The following is a 19,136-nucleotide window of genomic DNA, read 5'->3' on the forward strand; positions in this document are numbered from 1 at the left end:
ATATGGGTGCCTATGCAAATCAAACAGAAACGGTTTATGTAGATGTCCCATTGCTGGACGCTACGCCGGAGAACCTCGCGGAATACGGGGTGATGATTGGCGAGGCGGTACACCGGCCCGGACTTTCAATTCCCTTTTATAAGGGGAGTGTGGAAGAGGGGCAAAATCTCGATTTTGAATATACCGGTCGCGCGGTGGTCCGCACGGCGCGGATATCGCACCGCAACCCCGAGATTACCTGGCTGGAACGGCACCTCAATATGACGCAGATTTTTGTCGGGCTGGGCAGTATTCCCTTCGCCATGGTGCTGGGCAAACCCAATCAGGGCAGCGGGGAAAATGTCCCCCGTCTGGAAGACGTCCGCGCTTTTCGCATTCCAGCGGGGCAGGGGGTGATGATTCATGCGGGTACCTGGCACGATTTCCCAATGTCCATTGGCGATCCGGTGACGGTCATGACCATGAATTCTGACGAGGTGGTCACTGCTTTGGCGAACGCTCAGGCAGCAGATGAGATGGACGACGGGGACGTGTACAAGATCGACATCCAACGTCGTACCGGGCGGGTGCTCCGGGTTCCCTTTTAATCGCAGAAGGCGAAGACCATGCGTACCTCCGTCTACCGGTTTTTTACGACAGACCCTGCCGACGTTTCCGGACTGGCCCGGGCGATTGCCGAGGGGACGATAGATCCCCGGAGCATCGTCGCGATTATAGGCAAAACCGAGGGTAATGGCGGCATGAACGACTTTACCCGGGCTTTGGCGATGATGGCTGTGAGCCAGGTGCTGGCAACGCATTTGGATTGCAGCCCAGAGTTGGTGGAAGAACGTGTGGTGTTGTCCTTTTCGGGCGGTAGTGAAGGGGTTGCGGCGCCGCATATTCTGGTGTTTGCGGTATCAGGCCGGGCAGCCGAGCAAGCGTATCCGATAAAACGTCTGGCGCTTGCATCTGCCCATACCCGCCCTTTCAGCGCGCAGGAAGTGGGGCGGATGGCGATGGTGCGGGAGACCGCCCGCGCGGTCACCTGGCTCATGCATACCTTGCAGGTCGAGCCTGAGGATGTGCATCTGGTGCAGATCAAAGGGGCGATACCGGCGCTGGACTCCACTACGACCGAAAACGTCCGTGCCGAGCACCTGCGCTGTGACATGGCCTGGTCACGCGGCGCTTCTGCCCTGGGGGTGGCCCTCGCCCTGGGTGAGGTGGCGGAATCCGAACTGTCGGATGACGCCATCAACCGGGACTGGTCCTTGTACTCCAGTCGGGCCAGCGTTTCCGCCAAGCCCTTGTTGCAGCGCTCCGAAATGGTGCTGTTCGCCAATTCGTGCTGGTGGGACGGTGATCTGGTCATCGCCCACGGGGTGATGCAGGACATCATCGATGTGCCGGCGATCCATGCCGTGCTGAATCAGTTGGGACTGCAGCCCGTCAACGGGCAGTTGGCGACTGCCGATGCGGAGAAGGTGCTGGCGGTCTTCGCCAAATCCGATGCCGACCCGCGAGGCCATATCCGCCATCGTCGTCATACCATGTGGACGGACGCGGATATCTCCGATATGCGCTATTCCCGCTGTGTGGTCTCCGCCTTGTTGGCTGGGGTCACTGGAGAAACCGGCGTTTATGTTTCGACGCGCGCGGAGCATCAGGGTCCCCAGGGGGGCGGGCCGGTGGCCGTGATCGGGTATGCGTCGTCATGAACGTGCCCGCCAGTCATCAACGCCTTTTGCGCGTCGTCCGGGAGGCGGTTGTGATCCAGGTGCGAGGCTCTGCGCCCACGGCGGTAGGGGCCAGTATGTACTTGCTGGAAGATGGCTCCCTGCGCGGTACCGTGGGTGGTGGTCACATGGAATATCAAATTTGCCAGGCGTTGCGAATGCCTCGTTCTGACGTGTTCCCGGCCTTGCTGAGTTTTACCCTGGGCACGGAGGGTGATCAGTGCTGCGGTGGGCAGGTGGAAATCACCGTGCTGGACGTGCCTTTGTTTTTTTCCGAGTTGTACCAAGCGGGTGCGTCCCGTGTTTATCAGCGGGACGCCGCGGGTAATTTGCAATTGATGGCCGGGATGACCCGTCTGGGACGGTCAATGGGGGCGGCTGAGTCTTTGGCGGCGCTCTCGCGGGCTGACTTACCCGGTATGGATGCCGAGGGGCTGTACTTCGCGCTCCCTGCTCCCCACCGTCAGCCCCTGTGGATTTTTGGTGCAGGGCATGTGGGGCGGGCGGTTGCCAGGATGGCGCACGAATTGGATTTTGCTTTATCGGTATTTGATGAGCGGGTCGAATGGGCTGATCCTGCGGCCTTCCCGCCAGAGGTTGCCGTGGTAGACCAATGGTCCTGGGTGGATCTGCAGGCTCCTGCAACCGATGCCGTGGTGCTGATCATGACCTACAGTCATGCCATGGATTATGCGTTACTGGAGCATTTTATCGGGAAACCCCTGGCTTATCTCGGGGTGATTGCCAGTCGGTCCAAGGCGGCGCGTTTCAGTCATGCCTTGTCGCGGGCTGGCTATGCCATGCCGCAGCATCTGCATATGCCCATGGGGCTGCCCGGATTGGGTAAAAAACCCGCGGAGATCGCGATCAGCGTGCTGGCGGAACTATTGCGATTACGGCAGCAAAAAACCGATTTTTAACAGAAGGAAAAGCCGGATGAATCCGCCGAAAACCGATGCTGAGATGTCTGTGGAACATTACATGAATTATCTCTTCGATGCGTTAGGGCTCGAAGTGCGCGAAGAATGGCGTGCCGACGTGAAGAATTATTTCCTGCTGAGTGCGCGGATGGCCAAGGTGTTGGAAGCACATCCGCTGGACATGACGGAAGATTTGGCTCCGGTATTCCGCCCATGAGTACAGTGAACGATGCCTTTCTGCACGCGGCGGAAATTGCGCAGCGGGTCCGTCGCGGCGAGTGGCGTGCCGCCGATGTGTTGCAAGATACCTTCTGCCATATTCATGCCCGCAACGGCGAGATCAACGCCTTCACCGACATCACGGAAGCGCGTGCTTTGCGGGAAGCGGAGGCGGTGGACCAGAAGGTGGCGCAGGGCAAAGACCCCGGGCTTTTGGCAGGCGTACCTTTTGCGGTCAAAAATCTCTTTGATCTGCAGGGCGAGATTACCCTCGCCGGGTCAAAAATCAATCAGCAAGATGCCCCCGCCGCCACCGACGCGACTGCCGTGCGGCGCATGACCGAGGCTGGCGCCATTATGCTGGGCGCCCTCAACATGGGCGAGTATGCCTACGATTTTACAGGTGAAAACATTCATTATGGGCCGTCCCGTAATCCCCATGACCTGTCGCGAATGACCGGAGGGTCCAGTGGCGGTAGTGGCGCGGCCGTGGCCGGAGGCATGGTGCCCATTGCTCTGGGTTCTGACACCAATGGCTCTATTCGGGTGCCCTCTTCTCTCTGCGGTATTTTTGGGCTGAAGCCGACCTACGGACGCTTGTCCCGAGCCGGAGCCTTTCCTTTCTGTCCCAGTCTCGATCATATCGGCCCACTGGCACGCAGTGTGGTGGATCTCGCACTGGCCTATGACGCGATGCAAGGGACGGATGCAGCGGACCCTGTTTGCGCGGACAGGCCGAATGAGCTGGTCAGTGGCCTGCTGGCAGAAGGGATTGGTGGCCTGAACATCGCGGTGGCGGGCGGCTATTTTGCGCAACAGGCAACGCCTGCCGCAGAACAGGCCTTGGCAAGGGTTGCCGCTGCACTGCAGGTAACCGAGCAGATCGAAATTCCCGGCACCGCTCAGGCGCGCGCCGCCGCCTATCTCATCACCAATGCCGAAAGCAGTAATCTGCATCTGGACCGTCTGCGTCATCATGCCGCCGACTATGACCCGGACGTGCGGGATCGCATGCTGGCCGGTACTTTGCTGCCGGCTTCCTGGAGTATTCAAGCCCAGCGTTTCCGGCATTGGTACCGGGCGGAAGTGCTCAAGGTTTTTGCGCGTTACGACCTGTTGCTGGCACCTGCCACGCCCATGTCGGCGCCTGCCATCGGCCAGCGTACTATGGAGCTGGACGGTGAGCAGATGTTAGTCCGGCCCCATCTGGGTTTATACACCCAGCCCCTCTCCTTCATTGGCCTCCCGGTGGTGGTGGTGCCGGTGGCCAGTGCGGGGGCGATGCCTATTGGTGTTCAGATTGTTGCGGCACCCTGGCAGGAAGCAAAGGCGCTTAAGGTCGCCAGACAACTGGAGTTGTACGGATTCACCTGTCCAATCCCCACACCCTAAGAGGAAAAATCCCATGAGTCACGCCGAAATCAATGCGCCAGAAGTCTTACAAGAAGTGCAGGCCGCTTTTTTCCGTTATGAAAAAGCATTGGTTGAAAACGACGTTCAGGTATTGGACGAGCTATTTTGGGACAGTGCGTATACCTTGCGCTACGGAGTCTCTGAAAATCTTTATGGGTACAAGGAGATATCCGAGTTTCGCGCATCGCGTCCGGCACCGGCCCTCAACCGGGAACTGGTCAACACGATGATTACTACTTATGGCCAGGATTTTGCGACAGCCAATACGGAGTTTCGACGTGATCATGTACATGGGCGGCAAAGTCAGACCTGGCTACGCACCCCGCAGGGATGGCGGATTGTGGCGGCGCATGTGAGTCTGCTGCCGAAGGCGACTTAGCTGCACTGTGGCTGCGGCCATCATTCTGGCGGGCGGCCAGTCCCGGCGCTCCGGACGACGGCACAAAGCGTGCTTGCATCTCAGCGGAGAGCGCCGGAGTTGGATCGACCGGCAGGTGGATATCTTGCGGCAGGCGGGGTTCGCCCCAGTGCTGGTGGTGACGGGGCACCGGCCACGACGGGTTTTGGACTGCCTGCATCGTCGTGTGGGAAGGCGCCATAATTTTCAGGCAGGACGTGGGCCTTTCTCGACGCTCCAGGTGGGACTGCATCATCCATCGGATCATGGGCTGGTCGTACCGGTAGATACGATTTTGCCGCCCGTGCCATGGCTCAGGCGGCTGCGGCGCATCGCACATGCTCGGAATATTGCGGCAGTAAGTCCGATAGATCGCTGGGGTAGCGGCGGACATCCGCTGATGGTGTCGCAGTGTTGGTCACAGTCACTCTGCGCAGTACCTGTGGATGCAGCCGATGCAAGGTTAGATCGGCAACTGGGTTATTTGTCGGCGGCAGAGCATATTCGCTTGCCGTGGAATCATTTTTTACGTTATTCCCGGCTGAACACCCGCCGGGAATGGTGTTCAGCGCGTCACAAACTGAGGTCCATTCTGTGAAACCCGTTCAAATCTCCTTGTCGGCCAGTTCGGAGGGCGGTGCCGTCAGTGCGCCCCACGCCCTGGCCGCCGAGGCTGGAGCCATTATTTTGCGCAGTGGTGGTAATGCCATAGAAGCGGGTATTGCGGTGGCCTCGACCCTCTCCGTGGTTTATCCCCATATGAATGGGTTGGGCGGTGATGCGTTCTGGCTGATTTCGGATGGTGGTGCATACAACGTGCGCGGGCTGGCTGCTGCTGGTCCGGCAGGGCGGCACTATTCGGCGGCGCTGTTTCGTGACCGGGGACTGCGCGAGATACCGTTCCGGGGTGGCTTGTCTGCCGTGACGGTGCCGGGCGCGGTGGCTGGCTGGGGGGCCGCATTTGGGTTCTCCAGAGACCAGTGGCAGGGCCACAAATCCTGGTCGGGTTTGCTGGAGAGCGCCTATTGCCATGCCGCTACGGGATTTCCGATCAGTCCTAATCAGAGCCATACCCTGGCTCGGTTCGGCGATACGCTCTGTCATCAGCCGGGCTTTGCGGCACAGTATACGCCGACGGGAAAGCACTTGCTGCCGGGGCAGTTATGGACTCAGCGGGCGCTGGCGCAAACTCTCGGGATTATTGCCGAAAACGGTGCCGAGGCTTTTTATCGCGGCCGGCTTGCCTGGCAAATGGCGAAAGGTCTTAAAGCTGCTGGCAGCTTACTGACGGAAGCCGATCTGCACAGCTTCAGGCCCCGCTGGGTGGAACCCTTACGCACCACCTTTGGTGCTGGGGAAGCCATCAATATGCCACCACCCACCCAAGGCGTAGCTTCACTCATGATTCTTGCTCTGCTCCATCGTGTTGGATTGCATAGTGCGGATCACCTGGGTGCGGAACTCATTCATAACACGGTAGAAATCACCAAACTGGCCTTCAAGTACAGGGACCGGCTGGTGGCTGATCCTGACTTCGGCGATCTGGATATTGCGTCGTTACTGACCCCGGATTTTCTGGATCACTGCGCCAAAGGGATACAGCGCCATAGTGCAATGAGGCCGTCACCGATTGGGCTGGCCAAAGGCGATACGGTCTGGTTTGGAGTGGTGGATGGTCAGGGGCGGATGGTGAGTGTGATTCAGAGCCTCTACCATGAGTTTGGCACCGGTGTGGTGGTGGGTAATACTGGGGTACTGTGGAACAATCGCGGCTGTGCTTTTTCTCTGGAGCCGGGGCATATCAATGTGCTGGAGCCCGGAAAACGCCCTTTTCATACCCTGAATCCCGCGTTTTATGCCGAGGAGGGGCGGGTGCAACTCGCCTATGGCAGTATGGGCGGGGACGGTCAGCCGCAAACCCAGGCGGCGCTGTTGATGCGCGCCAAGCACTATGGGCTTTCCCTCGCCGAGTCCGTATCCAGCCCGCGCTGGCTGTATGGGCGGACCTGGGGAGAGGCCTCGGCGGGTTTGCGTCTGGAGCAGCGCTATTCCCGGACCATTTTTGAGGATTTGCAGCGCTGGGGGCATCAAGTGTCATGGGTTCCGGGTTACAGTGATTTTATGGGTCATGCTGGGATGGTAGCGCGTGATCCCGAAGGCGGATTTGCGGGCGCTGCGGATCCGCGTAGTGATGGTGGGGTCGCTGTACCCTGAGCGCGTCGGTGGCGCGCTTTACCCATCAAATTCACGGCGATCTGGACGTGCTGGTGACCGCGACGAGCAGCGAGGGCAGAAAAAATTCAATAATCCGGACTCGACACACCTCCGCGATCATTCTCACTTTCGGTAGACAGGCTGATATTGTTCAACTCCTCCGCAATGTAATTGGAAAATCGGGCAGCGGAGACTGAAATGCCGCGGTTTTTCAGCTGGGCACAGACCAAGGGTACCGGGCGTATATCTATCGCCGAGATCGGCCGATAGATAATGTTTTCATTTATGCGGTCTTTGGGGGTGCCTGTTGATATCACAAAACCGACATTTTGTGTGCTGTAAAGAAGGCCGCGCATTACCTCGTAAGAGTTGGTTTCTGCCGCAATCCGGGTTTCCGCGCGGCGGCTGTGCAACACGGACTCCAACATTTCGCGGGAGGTCAGCCCGGGCGCTGGCAATACCAATGGGTACTGGATGCAGTCACTCAAGCGTACGGTGCTCTGTCTGGCGAGCGGGTGCGCAATATCCATAGCCGCCATCAAAGGTTGCTCGGAAATCGCCAGGTCGATTACGTCCGGATGTTTGGGGGGCGCAACGATAACCACCAGGTCTGCCTCAAAGGCCAACAGTGCGCGAACAGCATCGCTGTGTTTCGCCACAGTTACCGAAAATGAAACGCCCGGATACTGTTCCCTAAATGTCTTAATAATTCGGGGAATGAAGTCCGTGGCCAGTGCCGGACTGACGGCCAGCGCAACATGTCCCCGGCGTAAACCATTGAGGCTGTCTATTTCCGAGCGTAAACGCTGCATATCAGAAAGATGGCGACGCACGTAACCCAAAAAAACTTCTCCCGCTGCAGAGAGGCGCATTCCCCGTGGATGTCGTTCGAAAATGCCGGTACCCAATTCTTCTTCCAAGTCCTGAACGCGGCGGTCCAGTGCCGATGCTGTAATGTGCAGCTTTTCAGCCGCACGACGTACCGATCCTTCTTTGACAATGGTATCGATGTAGGTAAAGAGGCGCAGATGTTTCATGGCAAAGCCCTGAGCGTTGCGTTTTATGTGACGCATTGGCAAAAAAATAGCACTTTAATCGTGCGTTGTAAATGGCCATTATACAACAACAGAGGCAGGCAATGTTCTGTCAGCAAGCTGGGATCGGCGCTGGTTGCTCCATTTTGGGGCGAATAATGCCTCCCTGCACCATGATGGAGCGACAAAAGGCGCGGTCTCGCTGTTTGGGCAAACAAGCAGGTATGGCACGTATGCTGCTTGTTATTGATGTGTTGGTATAACTACAGGAGCCGATAATGAACAAAGCCAATAAACGCCTTTTGAGACAAAGCCTGTTGTTAATGGCGACAGGATTTCTGGGTAGCTCGCTGCAGCCGGTGGACGCGGCTACGCCTACCACGGCGACCCCGCATCCGGCAAAGAAAGTCTACAAGATTAAGTCGGTTTCTAAGAATTTGCTGAGAATCGTCGAGAAAGCGGCGCTTACCCAGGTCAAACCCGTCTATGGTGCTGAAACCGCACTCATCCCCCAAAAGTTTCTGGAGGGTCAGGAGTCTACGCAAAATGCCTCTACCATTCTGAGTTTTGTACCTGGGGTCAATGCTACCAGCACCAATCCCATCGGGGTTAAGACGCACATTTCGGTGCGTGGCTTCTCCCAAACGCAGGTGGGCTATACCTTTGATAACTTGCCCATTGCTGATCTGTTCAACGGTGGCTTGTCCGGCGGAAATAATAATTATGCAGACTTGACGAATCTCATCCCGGTCACCCTGGGTGAGACCTCAGGTGTCCGGGTGACTTACGGTACACCGGCTCCGGATATCAACGCCATCGGGGCTATCGGCGGAAATATTGATTATCTTCCGAAGATTCCGTCGGCAAAACGTTACGAGTCGGTATTTGCTGGTTTTGGTTCTTTTAACACGCGCAGCTATGGTGCTGAGGTCAACACTGGCGTAAGTCCTGGCTATGGTAATCTCCTGCTGAGATTCTCTTCGCGGCAGACCGCAGGCTACCTGGACCACAGTCCTGATCGCGAGTACTCCTACTATGCGGCCTATGATTTGCCGCAAATTTCGCCGACCTCAAAATGGTCAGTCATATTTTTGCTGAATAAAAACCAAGGTGCCACCGCCGCGCGAATGCCGACCGCGCTGTTGCAGCAGTATGGACCTTATTATCAGTGGCCACTGTCTTTCACCTACGCGAATAGCACGGCGGAACACATGATGGCTATTGTGCAGAATAAAACGCTTATATCTTCTCACGCTGTTTTTGGTGTCAAGGGATTTTATGCCTACACCAACTCCAATCGTTTGGAATATGTGAATCCCAGTGCCAATTCGCCTTACAACAGTTTTGTCACTTTTTATCTGAACCCGGCACAAACCGTCTGCCAGTATTCGGGGAATGATTTTGCCGGTAACAATTCTGCGGCATGTCAGGCGCAAACTATTAACGGGGATAATTATCACAGTTATAGCTATACCACAAATACTTTCGGGTTTAATCCTTCTGTCGAGTGGCTCAGTCATTATGTGGACTTGAAAGCTGGAGGGCTGGGCGCGGTCTCTCTGTATCATTCTCGGGACTATGTTTACGGAAGCCCGAATGTCCCCGAAGTGGCCGGTTACAATAACCTCTGGAATGAGCACGCATGGCGTCTGTACGGTAAGCTCTATGCGCAAGCCAAAATCAAGCTGACGCGCTCTTTGGCGATTACCCCTGGTCTGAAATATGAGACGGTAAGCACGCATATCAATGATGTACCGGGGTACTACTACACCGTAGGTGCCAGCAGTGGCCGCTCTTACAGTGAGGTGAGTCCATACGCCGGCATCCAGTATAAGCCGATAAAAGCGGTAACGCTGTATGCCAACTATGCGGTCGGGTACAAGTATCCGAACATCACTGCATTTTATGCGGCTGATAGTAATGCCACCTCGACATCGCCATCGACGCCGGTGACGATAAAACCGGAGCAAGTCAACACGTACCAGTTTGGGGCGGCTTACAAACATGATGGCCTTGATGCGAGCATTTCTTTCTATCGCTCAGACTTCGCACATACGTTCAGTTCCTACTATGATACAACAACAGGGCTGACTTATGAGTACAATATCGGTTCTTCATCGTATCAGGGCATTAACATTGCCACTGCTTACGCGCTAGATAATTATATATCGCTTTATGGGAACTACTCGCTTCAGGCGGCGCATTACACCTCAAACTCGTCAAGCGCCTATGGAGTTGCCACCAGCATTGGAGAGCCGCGGGCCAATACCCCGACTTACCTTGCGGGTATGGGGATAGAAGGGCATTACATGGGTACGCGCGCCCGGTTGTACGGCAATCTGGTCGGCCCGCAATATATTGAGGCCAGTACGGGTGCACCAACTTCCATCAGTATGCCCGCCTATGCGACCATGAACTTCAATCTTGCGCATACCTTTCGGATACATCAGTACGGATTCAAAAATGTGACGCTCAGCCTGAGTGGAGTGAATCTCCTGAACTCCGAAGCCTCGGTGCTGGAAAAGCAGTTCCCTTATATCAATCAGCCCGGCAACTATTTAGAAGCGGAGCCGATGATGCCGCGCTCCTTCTTCGGAACCGTAAAAATGGTTTTTTAGGGTAAAAACTCAGCGTGATGCCGCAGGTTGGTTGTCGGAGCATCACTCAAGTTTTTTACGCGCTGGGATTGACGGTGGTCAGAAGCTGGGGGGTGAGTTGGCGCTGACTATTTCACAGATTTCATGCCCCGCATTGACGAAGCGATGCGGGAGCTGACTATCGAAGTAGTATCCATCACCGGGAGAAAGGCTTTGCACCTTGTCACCAATGGTCAGTTGAATCGTGCCCCGGACGATGATGCCACCCTCTTCACCGTTATGGCGCAGCATGGCTTCACCGGTATCGGCGCCCGGCTCATAATATTCGTGCATGATCTGCATGGCCCGGCCTTTGGATCGGCGCCCTAAAAGTTTCATGATGATTTTGGGATCCATGGCGATATCGGGCAGTTCGTCGGCACGGAAAAAAACTTCATCGGAAGGTACCAAGTCCAAGGTAAAGAACTCGGCAATGGACATGGGAATGCCATCAAGAATTTTTTTAAGCGAGCTGATAGAAGGGCTGACCCGATTTTGTTCAATCAGGGATATGGCACCGTTAGTAACGCCGGCGCGCCGGGATAACTCGCGCTGGGTCAGGCCGTAAATTTTGCGCACCAACAGAAGACGGTGGCCAATGTCATCGCTATTGCTCATGGGTAAGAATCCAAATGGATAGGGTTTCCACATTATAGATAATCCGAGAAATGATGCAAAATAGATAATCCGAGAAATGATGCAAAAAAGGCGGTGAGTTCCGGGGTGTGTTGTCCTTAGCGTAAATTGCCGATGACGTTGCGGAGTATGTCGGCGATTTCGTCGATTGCGTCCCTTTGAATAATCAGGGGAGGAGATAAGGCAATGGTGTCACCTGTCGTGCGAATCAGCAGACCCTTGTCGAAAGCGCTTTGCAAGGCGGCCATGCCACGTGCGCCAAAGGCATCGGGAAGGCTTTCCAGATCGATGGCGGCCATCATGCCGATGTTGCGGATATCGATAACTTTGGGTAATTCATGCAGGCTGTGAATGGCTTTTTCAAAGTAGGGTGCCAGTTCTGCGCCGCGGGTCAGAAGCCCCTCTTGTTCGTAAATGTCCAGGGCGGCCAGAGCCGCCGCACAGGCCAGGGGGTGACCCGAATACGTATAGCCGTGAAAGAGTTCGATGCCACGATCGCTGCCCTGCATAAAGGCCTGATAAATGGCGTCACTGACGAAGACGGCCCCCATGGGAACGGCGGCATTGGTCAGCCCCTTGGCGGTGGTCAGGAGATCGGGAGTGACGCTGAAATAATCCGTGGCGAAAGGGGTCCCCAAACGGCCGAAGCCAGTAATGACTTCGTCAAAAATCAGCAAGAGACCATGTGTATCACAGGCTTCACGCAGTTGCCGCAGATAATCCCGGTGAGGAACGATGACTCCAGCAGACCCCGCAACCGGTTCAACAATGACGGCCGCGATGCGCTCGGCACCATGGCGCCGGACAATTTCGTCCAGAGCAAGGGCGGGGTCTTCTCCCCACTCTGGCAGCCCCTGGTCGAAGCGATTGCGGCTTTGATCCAGGGTGTGGGGTAAAAAATCCGCTTCCAGCAGCGGTCCGAACGCTTCCTTGTTGCGCGGTAGGCCACCGACACTGAGCCCGCCGAAACCGACACCGTGATAAGCCTTCTCGCGGCCAATAAAGAGCGTGCGCTCCGGTTCGCCCCGGTTGAAGTGGTAGGCGCGCGCGATTTTTAAGGCCGTATCCGCAGATTCGGATCCGGAGTTGGTGAAAAAAACATGATTCAGGGCAGAGGGCATCCACTGGATCAGGCGCTTCGCCAGAGTGAAGACCAGGGGATGGCCTATCTGAAAAGTGGGCGCGAAATCCATTTCCGCGGCTTGTTGGGCAATGGCCGCGCTGATTTCCGGGCGACAGTGTCCGGCATTGACACACCAGAGGCCGGCGGTGCCGTCCAAAATGGGACGTTCATCTGGTGTCCAGTAATACATGCCTCGCGCCCGGCTCAGGAGCCGGGGTTGTTGGAGAAAAGCACGATTTGCCGTGAAAGGCAGCCAGCAGGCGGGGTTAGCAAGTGGTGCGGTTTTAGTCAGTTCGTCCATGGTCTATCCAAGTGAGGTGGAGCGGCTTAGGGTGTTGACGATATTAGGCAAAATTCATGCCTTAATAGAGGACGACGCAAGTATCTATTGCAGTACTGCACATTGGGCGACCATACATTGTTGATTATAATATTCCGCACCATGTTGGTGCAACAAGGGGTGCGGCTGCTTTTTGTTGGTGCATTACGGCACTTGGTTGATGAATAAAATGTTCACGTTATGCCTATGGGCTGTTTGCCAGGTGAGTATCTGCCAAGGTATTAATGTAATATTAACCATTGAAAACAGTGCAATATACATGTTTTATTGATTGCCTCTGTAGCTTTGCCAACCTTGGCATACGCATTGCATGATTATTTTAGAAAGCTATTGGCCGTTATTTACACCAGGAATCATCTTAGCCTCTCAGGAAGGTCAGCCATGAGCCAAATTGTTCGTACCGCCCTCATTCAAGCCGCGCAAACGGCGGAGGCCGAATCACTGTCACCGGCACAAATCAAGGAAGAAATGATCGCCCGCCACCTGCAACACATCGCGGCGGCGGCGGCGCAGGGGGCACAAATATTATGTATGCAGGAACTGTTTTATGGACCGTATTTTTGCCCAAGTCAGGATACTCGCTGGTATGGTTTGACCGAGGAAGTCCCCAATGGCCCGACGATCCGTCTGATGCAGGAGCTTGCCCAGAAGCATCAGATGGTGATCGTCGTGCCGGTGTATGAGCGGGAAATGGCCGGAGTTTATTACAACACGGCGGCGGTGATCGATGCCGATGGCAGTTATCTCGGCAAGTACCGCAAGACCCACATTCCCCAGGTGCAGGGTTTCTGGGAGAAGTTTTTTTTCCGGCCCGGCAATCTCGGATATCCGGTTTTTCAGACGGTTTACGCGAAAATCGGTGTGTATATCTGTTATGACCGTCATTTCCCGGAGGGTGCCCGGGCTTTGGGCCTGAACGGGGCGGAAATCGTGCTGAATCCTTCGGCGACGGTGGCCGGTTTGTCCGAGTATCTCTGGACGCTGGAGCAACCGGCGCATGCCGCCGCCAATGGGTATTTTGTCGGCGCGATCAATCGCATCGGTACCGAAGCGCCGTGGAACATCGGCGAGTTTTACGGGCAGAGCTATTTTGCCAATCCGCGTGGACAGATTATCGCCAAGGCGAGCCGCGATCAGGAAGAGGTGCTGGTCAGTGACCTGGATCTCGGGCAGATCGCGGAAGTGCGTGACCTCTGGCAGTTTTATCGGGATCGGCGGCCGGATATGTACGGCGATCTCTGTCGGCCATAGGCAGAGGAAGCGATGTCGTTATCTACCGTAATACTCAGCCCGGAGTTGCTGGAAGCGCGCTTCCGTCCGCTGGAGGAGGTGCTTCCGGCGAGTGAAGCGCCAATGGAGGCGGAGCGTTGTTACTACTGCCATGACGCCCCTTGCGTAACCGCTTGCCCGACGGATATCGACATTCCCGGCTTTATCCGGGCGATCGCCGTGGGGCAGCCCGCCCGGGCGGCAGAACGTATCCTGCAGGCCAATCCGCTGGGAGGGTCCTGCGCGCGGGTCTGCCCCGTGGAATCCCTCTGCGAACAGTCCTGTGTGCGCCAGGGCGAGGAGGGGGGGCCGGTGCGTATTGGGCGCTTGCAGCGTCTGTCTATGGCGCAGGCGTCGCCTGACCTCTTTCCCGCGGCCACAGCAGAGGTGCGAGCGCAAAAAATCGCGGTAGTGGGCGCGGGTCCGGCCGGGCTTGCCGGTGCCTATTTGCTTGCTCGCGAGGGCTTTGCGGTGGATCTCTTCGAGGCACAAGCGCGGGCTGGCGGACTCAATGAAAGTGGCATTGCCGCCTACAAGATGCTGGATGACGCGGCGCAGCACGAAGTCGCCCATCTGTTGACCGGGGATCGCATTCAGTTGCGCTGCGGTATGGCTTTGGGCCGGGATATCGCCCTCGCGCAATTGCGCAGCGACTATGACGCCGTTTTTCTGGCCCTCGGATTGCAGGGGCAGCATCGCCTTCAGATTCCTGGTGAAGATCTTGCCGGAGTGCTCCCCGCGGTGCCTTTTATCGCCCGGATGCGCCGGGGTGAACCTGTGCCGGTCGGACAAAAGGTGGCGGTGATCGGCGGGGGCATGACCGCCATGGATATCGCTGTGCAAATTCGCTTGTTGGGGGCCGAGGAGGTGCATCTGTGCTATCGCCGTGGTCCCGAGGCGATGGGCGCCAGCGCCAGGGAGCAGCAACTGGCCCGGGATCAGGGGGTCCTCATTCATCATTTCCGGCGCCCATTGCGGATTGAAGGAGAAGGTGGTGACTGTGTGGCGATCTGGTTGCAGCCCACTGTATTGCAGGATGAGCGCTGCGTTGATCAGGGACAACCCCTGCGCTGGGCGGTAGATCAGGTATTTACGGCGATTGGCCAGCGTTTCAACCCGGAAGTCTGGGGTGAGGATGGCGCGTCCCTGCAGCTGGATGCGCACGGAAAAATTGCCGTAGATGCGGATTTTCGCACCAGTCTGCCGGGTGTTTGGGCGGCCGGTGATTGCGTGGGGCGCAGTGACGATCTGACCGTACATGCTGTTGCCGATGCTAAGCGGGCGGTGCTATCGATGCTTGGAGATTTGCGCCATGAAACCTGATTTAAGCACCGAGTTTGTCGGTATCCGTTCACCCAACCCCTTCTGGCTGGCCTCGGCGCCGCCGACCGACCGCGCGGTGAATGTGCAGCGCGCCTTCAAAGCGGGTTGGGGCGGTGTCGTCTGGAAGACGCTGGGCATCGATCCGCCGGTGGTGAACGTAAACGGCCCCCGCTATGGCTTCTGGCAGGGCGACAATCGCCGGGTGCAGGGTTTCAGCAATATCGAGCTGATCAGTGACCGCTCCATCCTGAGCAATCTGCGCGAGATTGCGGAAATCAAGGCGCAGTGGCCCGATCGGGCGGTGGTGGTGTCGGTGATGTTCCCTCTGGAGGAGTCGGTATGGGCGGAATGGCTGCCGCGTGTCGAGGCCACGGGCGCCGACGGGATTGAGCTCAATCTGGGTTGTCCCCATGGGATGTCGGAGCGTGGTATGGGCTCCGCCATGGGGCAGGCGCCCGAACTGGTCGAAATGGTAACGCGCCTGGCCAAGGCGCACACGGGGCTACCGGTGATCGTCAAACTAACGCCCAACGTGACCGATATCACCTGGGGTGCGGTGGCGGCACAGACGGGTGGCGCCGATGCGGTATCGCTGATCAACACCATCAACTCCATCGTCAGTGTCGATCTGGAGCGGATGGCCCCCATGCCGACCGTGGATGGCAAGGGGACCCATGGCGGCTACTGCGGACCGGCGGTCAAACCCATCGCCCTGAATATGGTGGCGGAAATTGCCCGGCATCCCACCCTCGCTGGTCTTCCCATCTCGGGCATAGGGGGCGTCGGTACCTGGCGCGACACGGCAGAATTCATGGCGTTGGGTGCAAGCAATGTTCAGGTTTGTACGGCAGCGATGCTCTATGGGTTTCGCATTATCGAGGACCTGGTGGGCGGCCTGCAGACCTGGATGACCGAGCAGGGTCATACCCGCCTGGAAGATTTTATCGGGCGGGCGGTCCCCAATGTCAGCGACTGGAGCCAGCTTAATCTCAATTTTGTCACGAAAGCTCAAATTGACGTCGATCGCTGCATTGGTTGTGGTCGCTGTTATATCGCCTGTGAGGATACTTCCCATCAGGCTATTGGTCGCGTCGCGGATAGCGGGCGTTACCAGGTGCGTGCCGAAGACTGTGTCGGCTGTAATCTTTGTGTTGCGGTCTGCCCGGTCAGTGATTGCATCAGCATGGCAGCCATGGCAAGTGGTGTCGATCCGCGCACGGGTGTGCCCATCACCGCACAGCCCATGAACTGGACACAACATCCCAACAATCCGATGGCACCGCGCCCGAGTGGCGAAGGCCAGGGAGACTAGTCGATGTCACTACTGATCAGAAACGGGACCGTGGTCAATGCCGACCGGAGTTTTGCCGCCGACGTTTATTGCGAGGCCGGAAAGATCGTCGCCGTCGAGCCGGGGCTCAGCGCGTCACAGGGGATGGAGATCGTCGATGCCAGCGGCTGCTTGGTCCTGCCCGGCGGCATCGATCCCCACACCCATATGCAGTTGCCCTTTATGGGCACGGTCGCCAGCGAGGATTTTTTCAGCGGCACGGCGGCGGCACTGGCGGGCGGCACCACCATGATCATTGATTTCGTCATTCCCAATCCCGGCGAACGCCTCCTGGATGCCTACCATAAGTGGCGCGCGTGGGCGGAAAAGAGCTGTGCCGACTACTCCTTTCACGTCGCCATCACCTGGTGGGACGAATCGGTGTATGAAGACATGGGTACTTTGGTGCGTGACTGGGGGATCAATAGCTTCAAGCATTTCATGGCCTATAAAGGGGCCATCATGGCCGATGATGGCGTGCTCACCCAGAGTTTCCCGCGCGCGCTGGCCCTGGGTGCGCTGCCGACGGTGCATGCCGAAAATGGCGAACTGGTCGACTATCTGCAAAAACTCTTGCTGAAAAAGGGCATCGTTGGTCCGGAGGGGCATCCCCAATCGCGCCCCCCCAAAGTCGAAGGAGAGGCCGCGAACCGGGTGATTCAGATCGCCGGTATTCTTGGGGTGCCCATTTATTTGGTTCACAACTCGACTATCGAATCCGTGGACGCCATTGCGCGCGCGCGCCGTCAGGGGCAGCGGGTCTTCGGCGAATGCCTGACCCAGCATTTACTGATTGACGAATCGGTGTACTACGACAAGGACTGGAAGCGCGCCGCGGCGCACGTCATGAGCCCACCCTTCCGTCCGCGTCCGCATCAGGAAGCCCTGTGGGAGGCTTTGAGCGGCGGTATTCTGCAGACCACCGCGACCGATCACTGCTGCTTCTGCGGGGACCAGAAGGCCATGGGTCAGGAGAATTTCGCGCGGATTCCCAACGGCACCGCCGGTGTCGAGGACCGGATGGCGGTGCTCTGGCACCATGGCGTGAATATGGGGCGCCTGACGGCCAACGATTTTGTGGCGCTGACTTCCAGCAACGCCGCCCGGATTTTTAACATCTATCCGCGCAAGGGAGTGATTCAGGCGGACGGCGATGCGGATATCGTCGTCTGGGACCCGCAGTTGCGCCGGACGATCGCCGCGGAAACCCAGCATCAGCAGGTCGATTTCAACGTGTTTGAGGGTATGGAAGTCAGTGGTGGCCCCGTATATACCATAAGTCAGGGGAAAGTGGTGTTTGCGCACGGTCGCCTGCAGGTGGAACCCGGCGCGGGTCGTTATGTTTCGCGTCCGGCGTTTGCCCCTTTCATGCGCGCCCAGCAACAGCACAATGACCGCCATCCGGCCCGGATCGTGAACCGTGGTCGGCCGGATCATTGAAATGACCGCGCCGCGCGATACCCGGCAGACCTCCTGGTCGGCGATTGTCGTCCCGGAGGGGGCGACGCTGGCCAGCCTGAAGGCGGAGGTGGCGGGTTCTCCTCTCTACAATCCAGACTTTGCCCCCTTGGGTGCCGCGGAACGGACCTGGAACACCTGGAACATCACGGCGCTCTGGATCAGCATGTCCGCCGTCCTCACCACCTACACTCTGGCGTCCGGATTGATGATGGCGGGGATGACCTGGTGGCAGGCGTTGCTCACCGTAACGCTTGGCAACCTGCTGGTGCTGATTCCCATGCTGCTCAATGCCTATGTGGGTGCGCGCTATGGCATTCCTTTCCCGGTTTTTGTCCGCGCATCGTTCGGGACCGTGGGCGCCAAGGTGGCGGCCATGGCGCGCGGTCTGGTGGGTTGCGGCTGGTTCGGTATTCAGACCTGGCTGGGTGGACTGGCGCTATCGGCACTGATGACCCATTTCTGGAGCCCGTGGGCGCAGATCCGTGGTCATCAGTTTATCGCCTTTGGCCTGTTCTGGACGTTGCAAATGGCCATTGTCCTGCGGGGAATGCGCGCGATCAAGTGCTTTGAAACCATGGCCGCGCCAATGCTGATCGTACTGCTTTTGCTGCTCTTCCTCTGGGCGCTGATCGCCGGACAGGGTTTTACGGCGGTGTTAGGTAACTCGGATCTACTGGCAAAACCCTCTACGCACACCTTTTGGGAAATATTCTGGCCCGGTCTCGCCGCGAATATGGGCTATTGGGCAACCCTGAGTCTGAATATCCCGGATTTCACCCGCTTCGCCCGCTCGCAGAGGGCGCAGATGCTGGGGCAGTCCATCGGTTTGCCGCTGGGGATGGTGGGCACCAGCTTCATCGGCATTTTTGTGACGGCCGCGGCCATGGGTATTTTTCATAAAACCCTGTGGAATCCCATCACGCTGATTCCGGCCATCAGCCAGAACGGCTGGATTCTGGTGATCGCCATGGGGGCCATTCTACTGGCGCAAACCAGCATCAACATGGGTGCCAACGTGGTCTCCCCCTCCAATGATTTTTCCAATCTGGCACCCCAGGTGATCAGCTTTCGGGCGGGCGGCATCATCACCGGGGTGATGGGGA

17 protein-coding genes are annotated in these 19,136 nt (G+C 57.4%); 14 read left to right on the forward strand and 3 right to left on the reverse strand.

Going from position 1 to position 19,136, the window contains the following annotated elements:
- Window positions 1-2: 2 nt before the first annotated feature.
- The 8 genes from M7F93_RS04595 to ggt are packed head-to-tail and all read left to right on the forward strand — an operon-like array spanning window position 3 to window position 6,881.
- A complete protein-coding gene (locus M7F93_RS04595) occupies window positions 3-587 on the forward strand; it encodes an ureidoglycolate lyase (RefSeq protein WP_298169786.1) in 585 nt (194 codons plus the stop codon).
- A gap of 18 nt (window positions 588-605) precedes the next feature.
- Entirely contained in the window at window positions 606-1,700 is a 1,095-nt protein-coding gene (gene atzD / locus M7F93_RS04600; RefSeq protein ID WP_298169788.1) for a cyanuric acid amidohydrolase, read from the forward strand.
- On the forward strand, window positions 1,697-2,638 hold the full coding sequence (locus M7F93_RS04605) for an XdhC family protein (protein WP_298169792.1): 942 nt from the start codon (window positions 1,697-1,699) through the stop codon (window positions 2,636-2,638). The genes atzD and M7F93_RS04605 overlap by 4 nt, the downstream gene beginning before the upstream one ends.
- A gap of 16 nt (window positions 2,639-2,654) precedes the next feature.
- Complete coding sequence (locus tag M7F93_RS04610; protein WP_298169795.1) at window positions 2,655-2,855, forward strand: DUF4089 domain-containing protein; 201 nt, start codon at window positions 2,655-2,657, stop codon at window positions 2,853-2,855.
- Window positions 2,852-4,249 (forward strand): AtzE family amidohydrolase, encoded by a 1,398-nt coding sequence (locus M7F93_RS04615; RefSeq protein WP_298169798.1) that lies wholly within the window; start codon window positions 2,852-2,854, stop codon window positions 4,247-4,249. The genes M7F93_RS04610 and M7F93_RS04615 overlap by 4 nt, the downstream gene beginning before the upstream one ends.
- Before the next feature lie 13 nt (window positions 4,250-4,262).
- Window positions 4,263-4,649: an oxalurate catabolism protein HpxZ gene (gene hpxZ / locus M7F93_RS04620; RefSeq protein WP_298169803.1), complete on the forward strand. Its 387-nt coding sequence runs from the start codon at window positions 4,263-4,265 to the stop codon at window positions 4,647-4,649.
- Window positions 4,650-4,656: 7 nt separating this feature from the next.
- Window positions 4,657-5,265, forward strand: coding sequence for a nucleotidyltransferase family protein (locus M7F93_RS04625; protein ID WP_298169806.1), 609 nt, complete (start codon window positions 4,657-4,659; stop codon window positions 5,263-5,265).
- Window positions 5,262-6,881 (forward strand): gamma-glutamyltransferase, encoded by a 1,620-nt coding sequence (gene ggt / locus M7F93_RS04630; RefSeq protein ID WP_298169809.1) that lies wholly within the window; start codon window positions 5,262-5,264, stop codon window positions 6,879-6,881. Before M7F93_RS04625 ends, ggt begins: the two co-directional genes overlap by 4 nt.
- Window positions 6,882-6,967: 86 nt before the next feature.
- On the opposite strand, the gene M7F93_RS04635 is transcribed toward ggt, so the two are convergent.
- Window positions 6,968-7,918, reverse strand: a complete 951-nt coding sequence (locus M7F93_RS04635; protein ID WP_298169812.1) for a LysR family transcriptional regulator — start codon at window positions 7,916-7,918, stop codon at window positions 6,968-6,970.
- 275 nt (window positions 7,919-8,193) lie between these two features.
- Here M7F93_RS04635 and M7F93_RS04640 point away from each other — a divergent pair, with 275 nt between their 5' ends.
- A complete protein-coding gene (locus M7F93_RS04640; RefSeq protein ID WP_298169815.1) occupies window positions 8,194-10,533 on the forward strand; it encodes a TonB-dependent receptor in 2,340 nt (779 codons plus the stop codon).
- 78 nt (window positions 10,534-10,611) lie between these two features.
- On the opposite strand, the gene M7F93_RS04645 is transcribed toward M7F93_RS04640, so the two are convergent.
- Complete coding sequence (locus tag M7F93_RS04645; RefSeq protein WP_035191854.1) at window positions 10,612-11,169, reverse strand: cupin domain-containing protein; 558 nt, start codon at window positions 11,167-11,169, stop codon at window positions 10,612-10,614.
- Between the two features lie 116 nt (window positions 11,170-11,285).
- Complete coding sequence (gene aptA, locus M7F93_RS04650; protein ID WP_298169828.1) at window positions 11,286-12,611, reverse strand: omega-aminotransferase AptA; 1,326 nt, start codon at window positions 12,609-12,611, stop codon at window positions 11,286-11,288.
- 420 nt (window positions 12,612-13,031) lie between these two features.
- Between aptA and M7F93_RS04655 the strand changes: the two genes are divergently transcribed.
- From M7F93_RS04655 to M7F93_RS04675, 5 genes are all read left to right on the forward strand, one after another.
- Window positions 13,032-13,901, forward strand: coding sequence for a nitrilase-related carbon-nitrogen hydrolase (locus M7F93_RS04655; protein WP_298169832.1), 870 nt, complete (start codon window positions 13,032-13,034; stop codon window positions 13,899-13,901).
- Window positions 13,902-13,913: 12 nt separating this feature from the next.
- Window positions 13,914-15,242 (forward strand): FAD-dependent oxidoreductase, encoded by a 1,329-nt coding sequence (locus tag M7F93_RS04660; protein ID WP_298169835.1) that lies wholly within the window; start codon window positions 13,914-13,916, stop codon window positions 15,240-15,242.
- A complete protein-coding gene (preA, locus tag M7F93_RS04665) occupies window positions 15,232-16,554 on the forward strand; it encodes an NAD-dependent dihydropyrimidine dehydrogenase subunit PreA (protein WP_298169838.1) in 1,323 nt (440 codons plus the stop codon). Before M7F93_RS04660 ends, preA begins: the two co-directional genes overlap by 11 nt.
- 3 nt (window positions 16,555-16,557) lie before the next feature.
- Window positions 16,558-18,012 (forward strand): dihydropyrimidinase, encoded by a 1,455-nt coding sequence (gene hydA / locus M7F93_RS04670; protein ID WP_298169841.1) that lies wholly within the window; start codon window positions 16,558-16,560, stop codon window positions 18,010-18,012.
- A gap of 1 nt (window position 18,013) precedes the next feature.
- Window positions 18,014-19,136, forward strand: a 1,123-nt coding sequence (locus M7F93_RS04675) for a cytosine permease (protein ID WP_298169843.1), incomplete at its 3' end; no start/stop codon positions are given.

The organism is Acidithiobacillus sp. (assembly GCF_027322205.1).
Taxonomy (GTDB): Bacteria; Pseudomonadota; Gammaproteobacteria; order Acidithiobacillales; family Acidithiobacillaceae; genus Acidithiobacillus.

Coding starts and splice junctions, on each gene's coding strand:
- M7F93_RS04595 (WP_298169786.1), top strand. CDS start 3: ATGGGTGCCTATGCAAATCAAACAGAAACGGTTTATGTAGATGTCCCA.
- atzD (WP_298169788.1), top strand. CDS start 606: ATGCGTACCTCCGTCTACCGGTTTTTTACGACAGACCCTGCCGACGTT.
- M7F93_RS04605 (WP_298169792.1), top strand. CDS start 1,697: ATGAACGTGCCCGCCAGTCATCAACGCCTTTTGCGCGTCGTCCGGGAG.
- M7F93_RS04610 (WP_298169795.1), top strand. CDS start 2,655: ATGAATCCGCCGAAAACCGATGCTGAGATGTCTGTGGAACATTACATG.
- M7F93_RS04615 (WP_298169798.1), top strand. CDS start 2,852: ATGAGTACAGTGAACGATGCCTTTCTGCACGCGGCGGAAATTGCGCAG.
- hpxZ (WP_298169803.1), top strand. CDS start 4,263: ATGAGTCACGCCGAAATCAATGCGCCAGAAGTCTTACAAGAAGTGCAG.
- M7F93_RS04635 (WP_298169812.1), bottom strand. CDS start 7,918: ATGAAACATCTGCGCCTCTTTACCTACATCGATACCATTGTCAAAGAA.
- M7F93_RS04640 (WP_298169815.1), top strand. CDS start 8,194: ATGAACAAAGCCAATAAACGCCTTTTGAGACAAAGCCTGTTGTTAATG.
- M7F93_RS04645 (WP_035191854.1), bottom strand. CDS start 11,169: ATGAGCAATAGCGATGACATTGGCCACCGTCTTCTGTTGGTGCGCAAA.
- aptA (WP_298169828.1), bottom strand. CDS start 12,611: ATGGACGAACTGACTAAAACCGCACCACTTGCTAACCCCGCCTGCTGG.
- M7F93_RS04655 (WP_298169832.1), top strand. CDS start 13,032: ATGAGCCAAATTGTTCGTACCGCCCTCATTCAAGCCGCGCAAACGGCG.
- M7F93_RS04660 (WP_298169835.1), top strand. CDS start 13,914: ATGTCGTTATCTACCGTAATACTCAGCCCGGAGTTGCTGGAAGCGCGC.
- preA (WP_298169838.1), top strand. CDS start 15,232: ATGAAACCTGATTTAAGCACCGAGTTTGTCGGTATCCGTTCACCCAAC.
- hydA (WP_298169841.1), top strand. CDS start 16,558: ATGTCACTACTGATCAGAAACGGGACCGTGGTCAATGCCGACCGGAGT.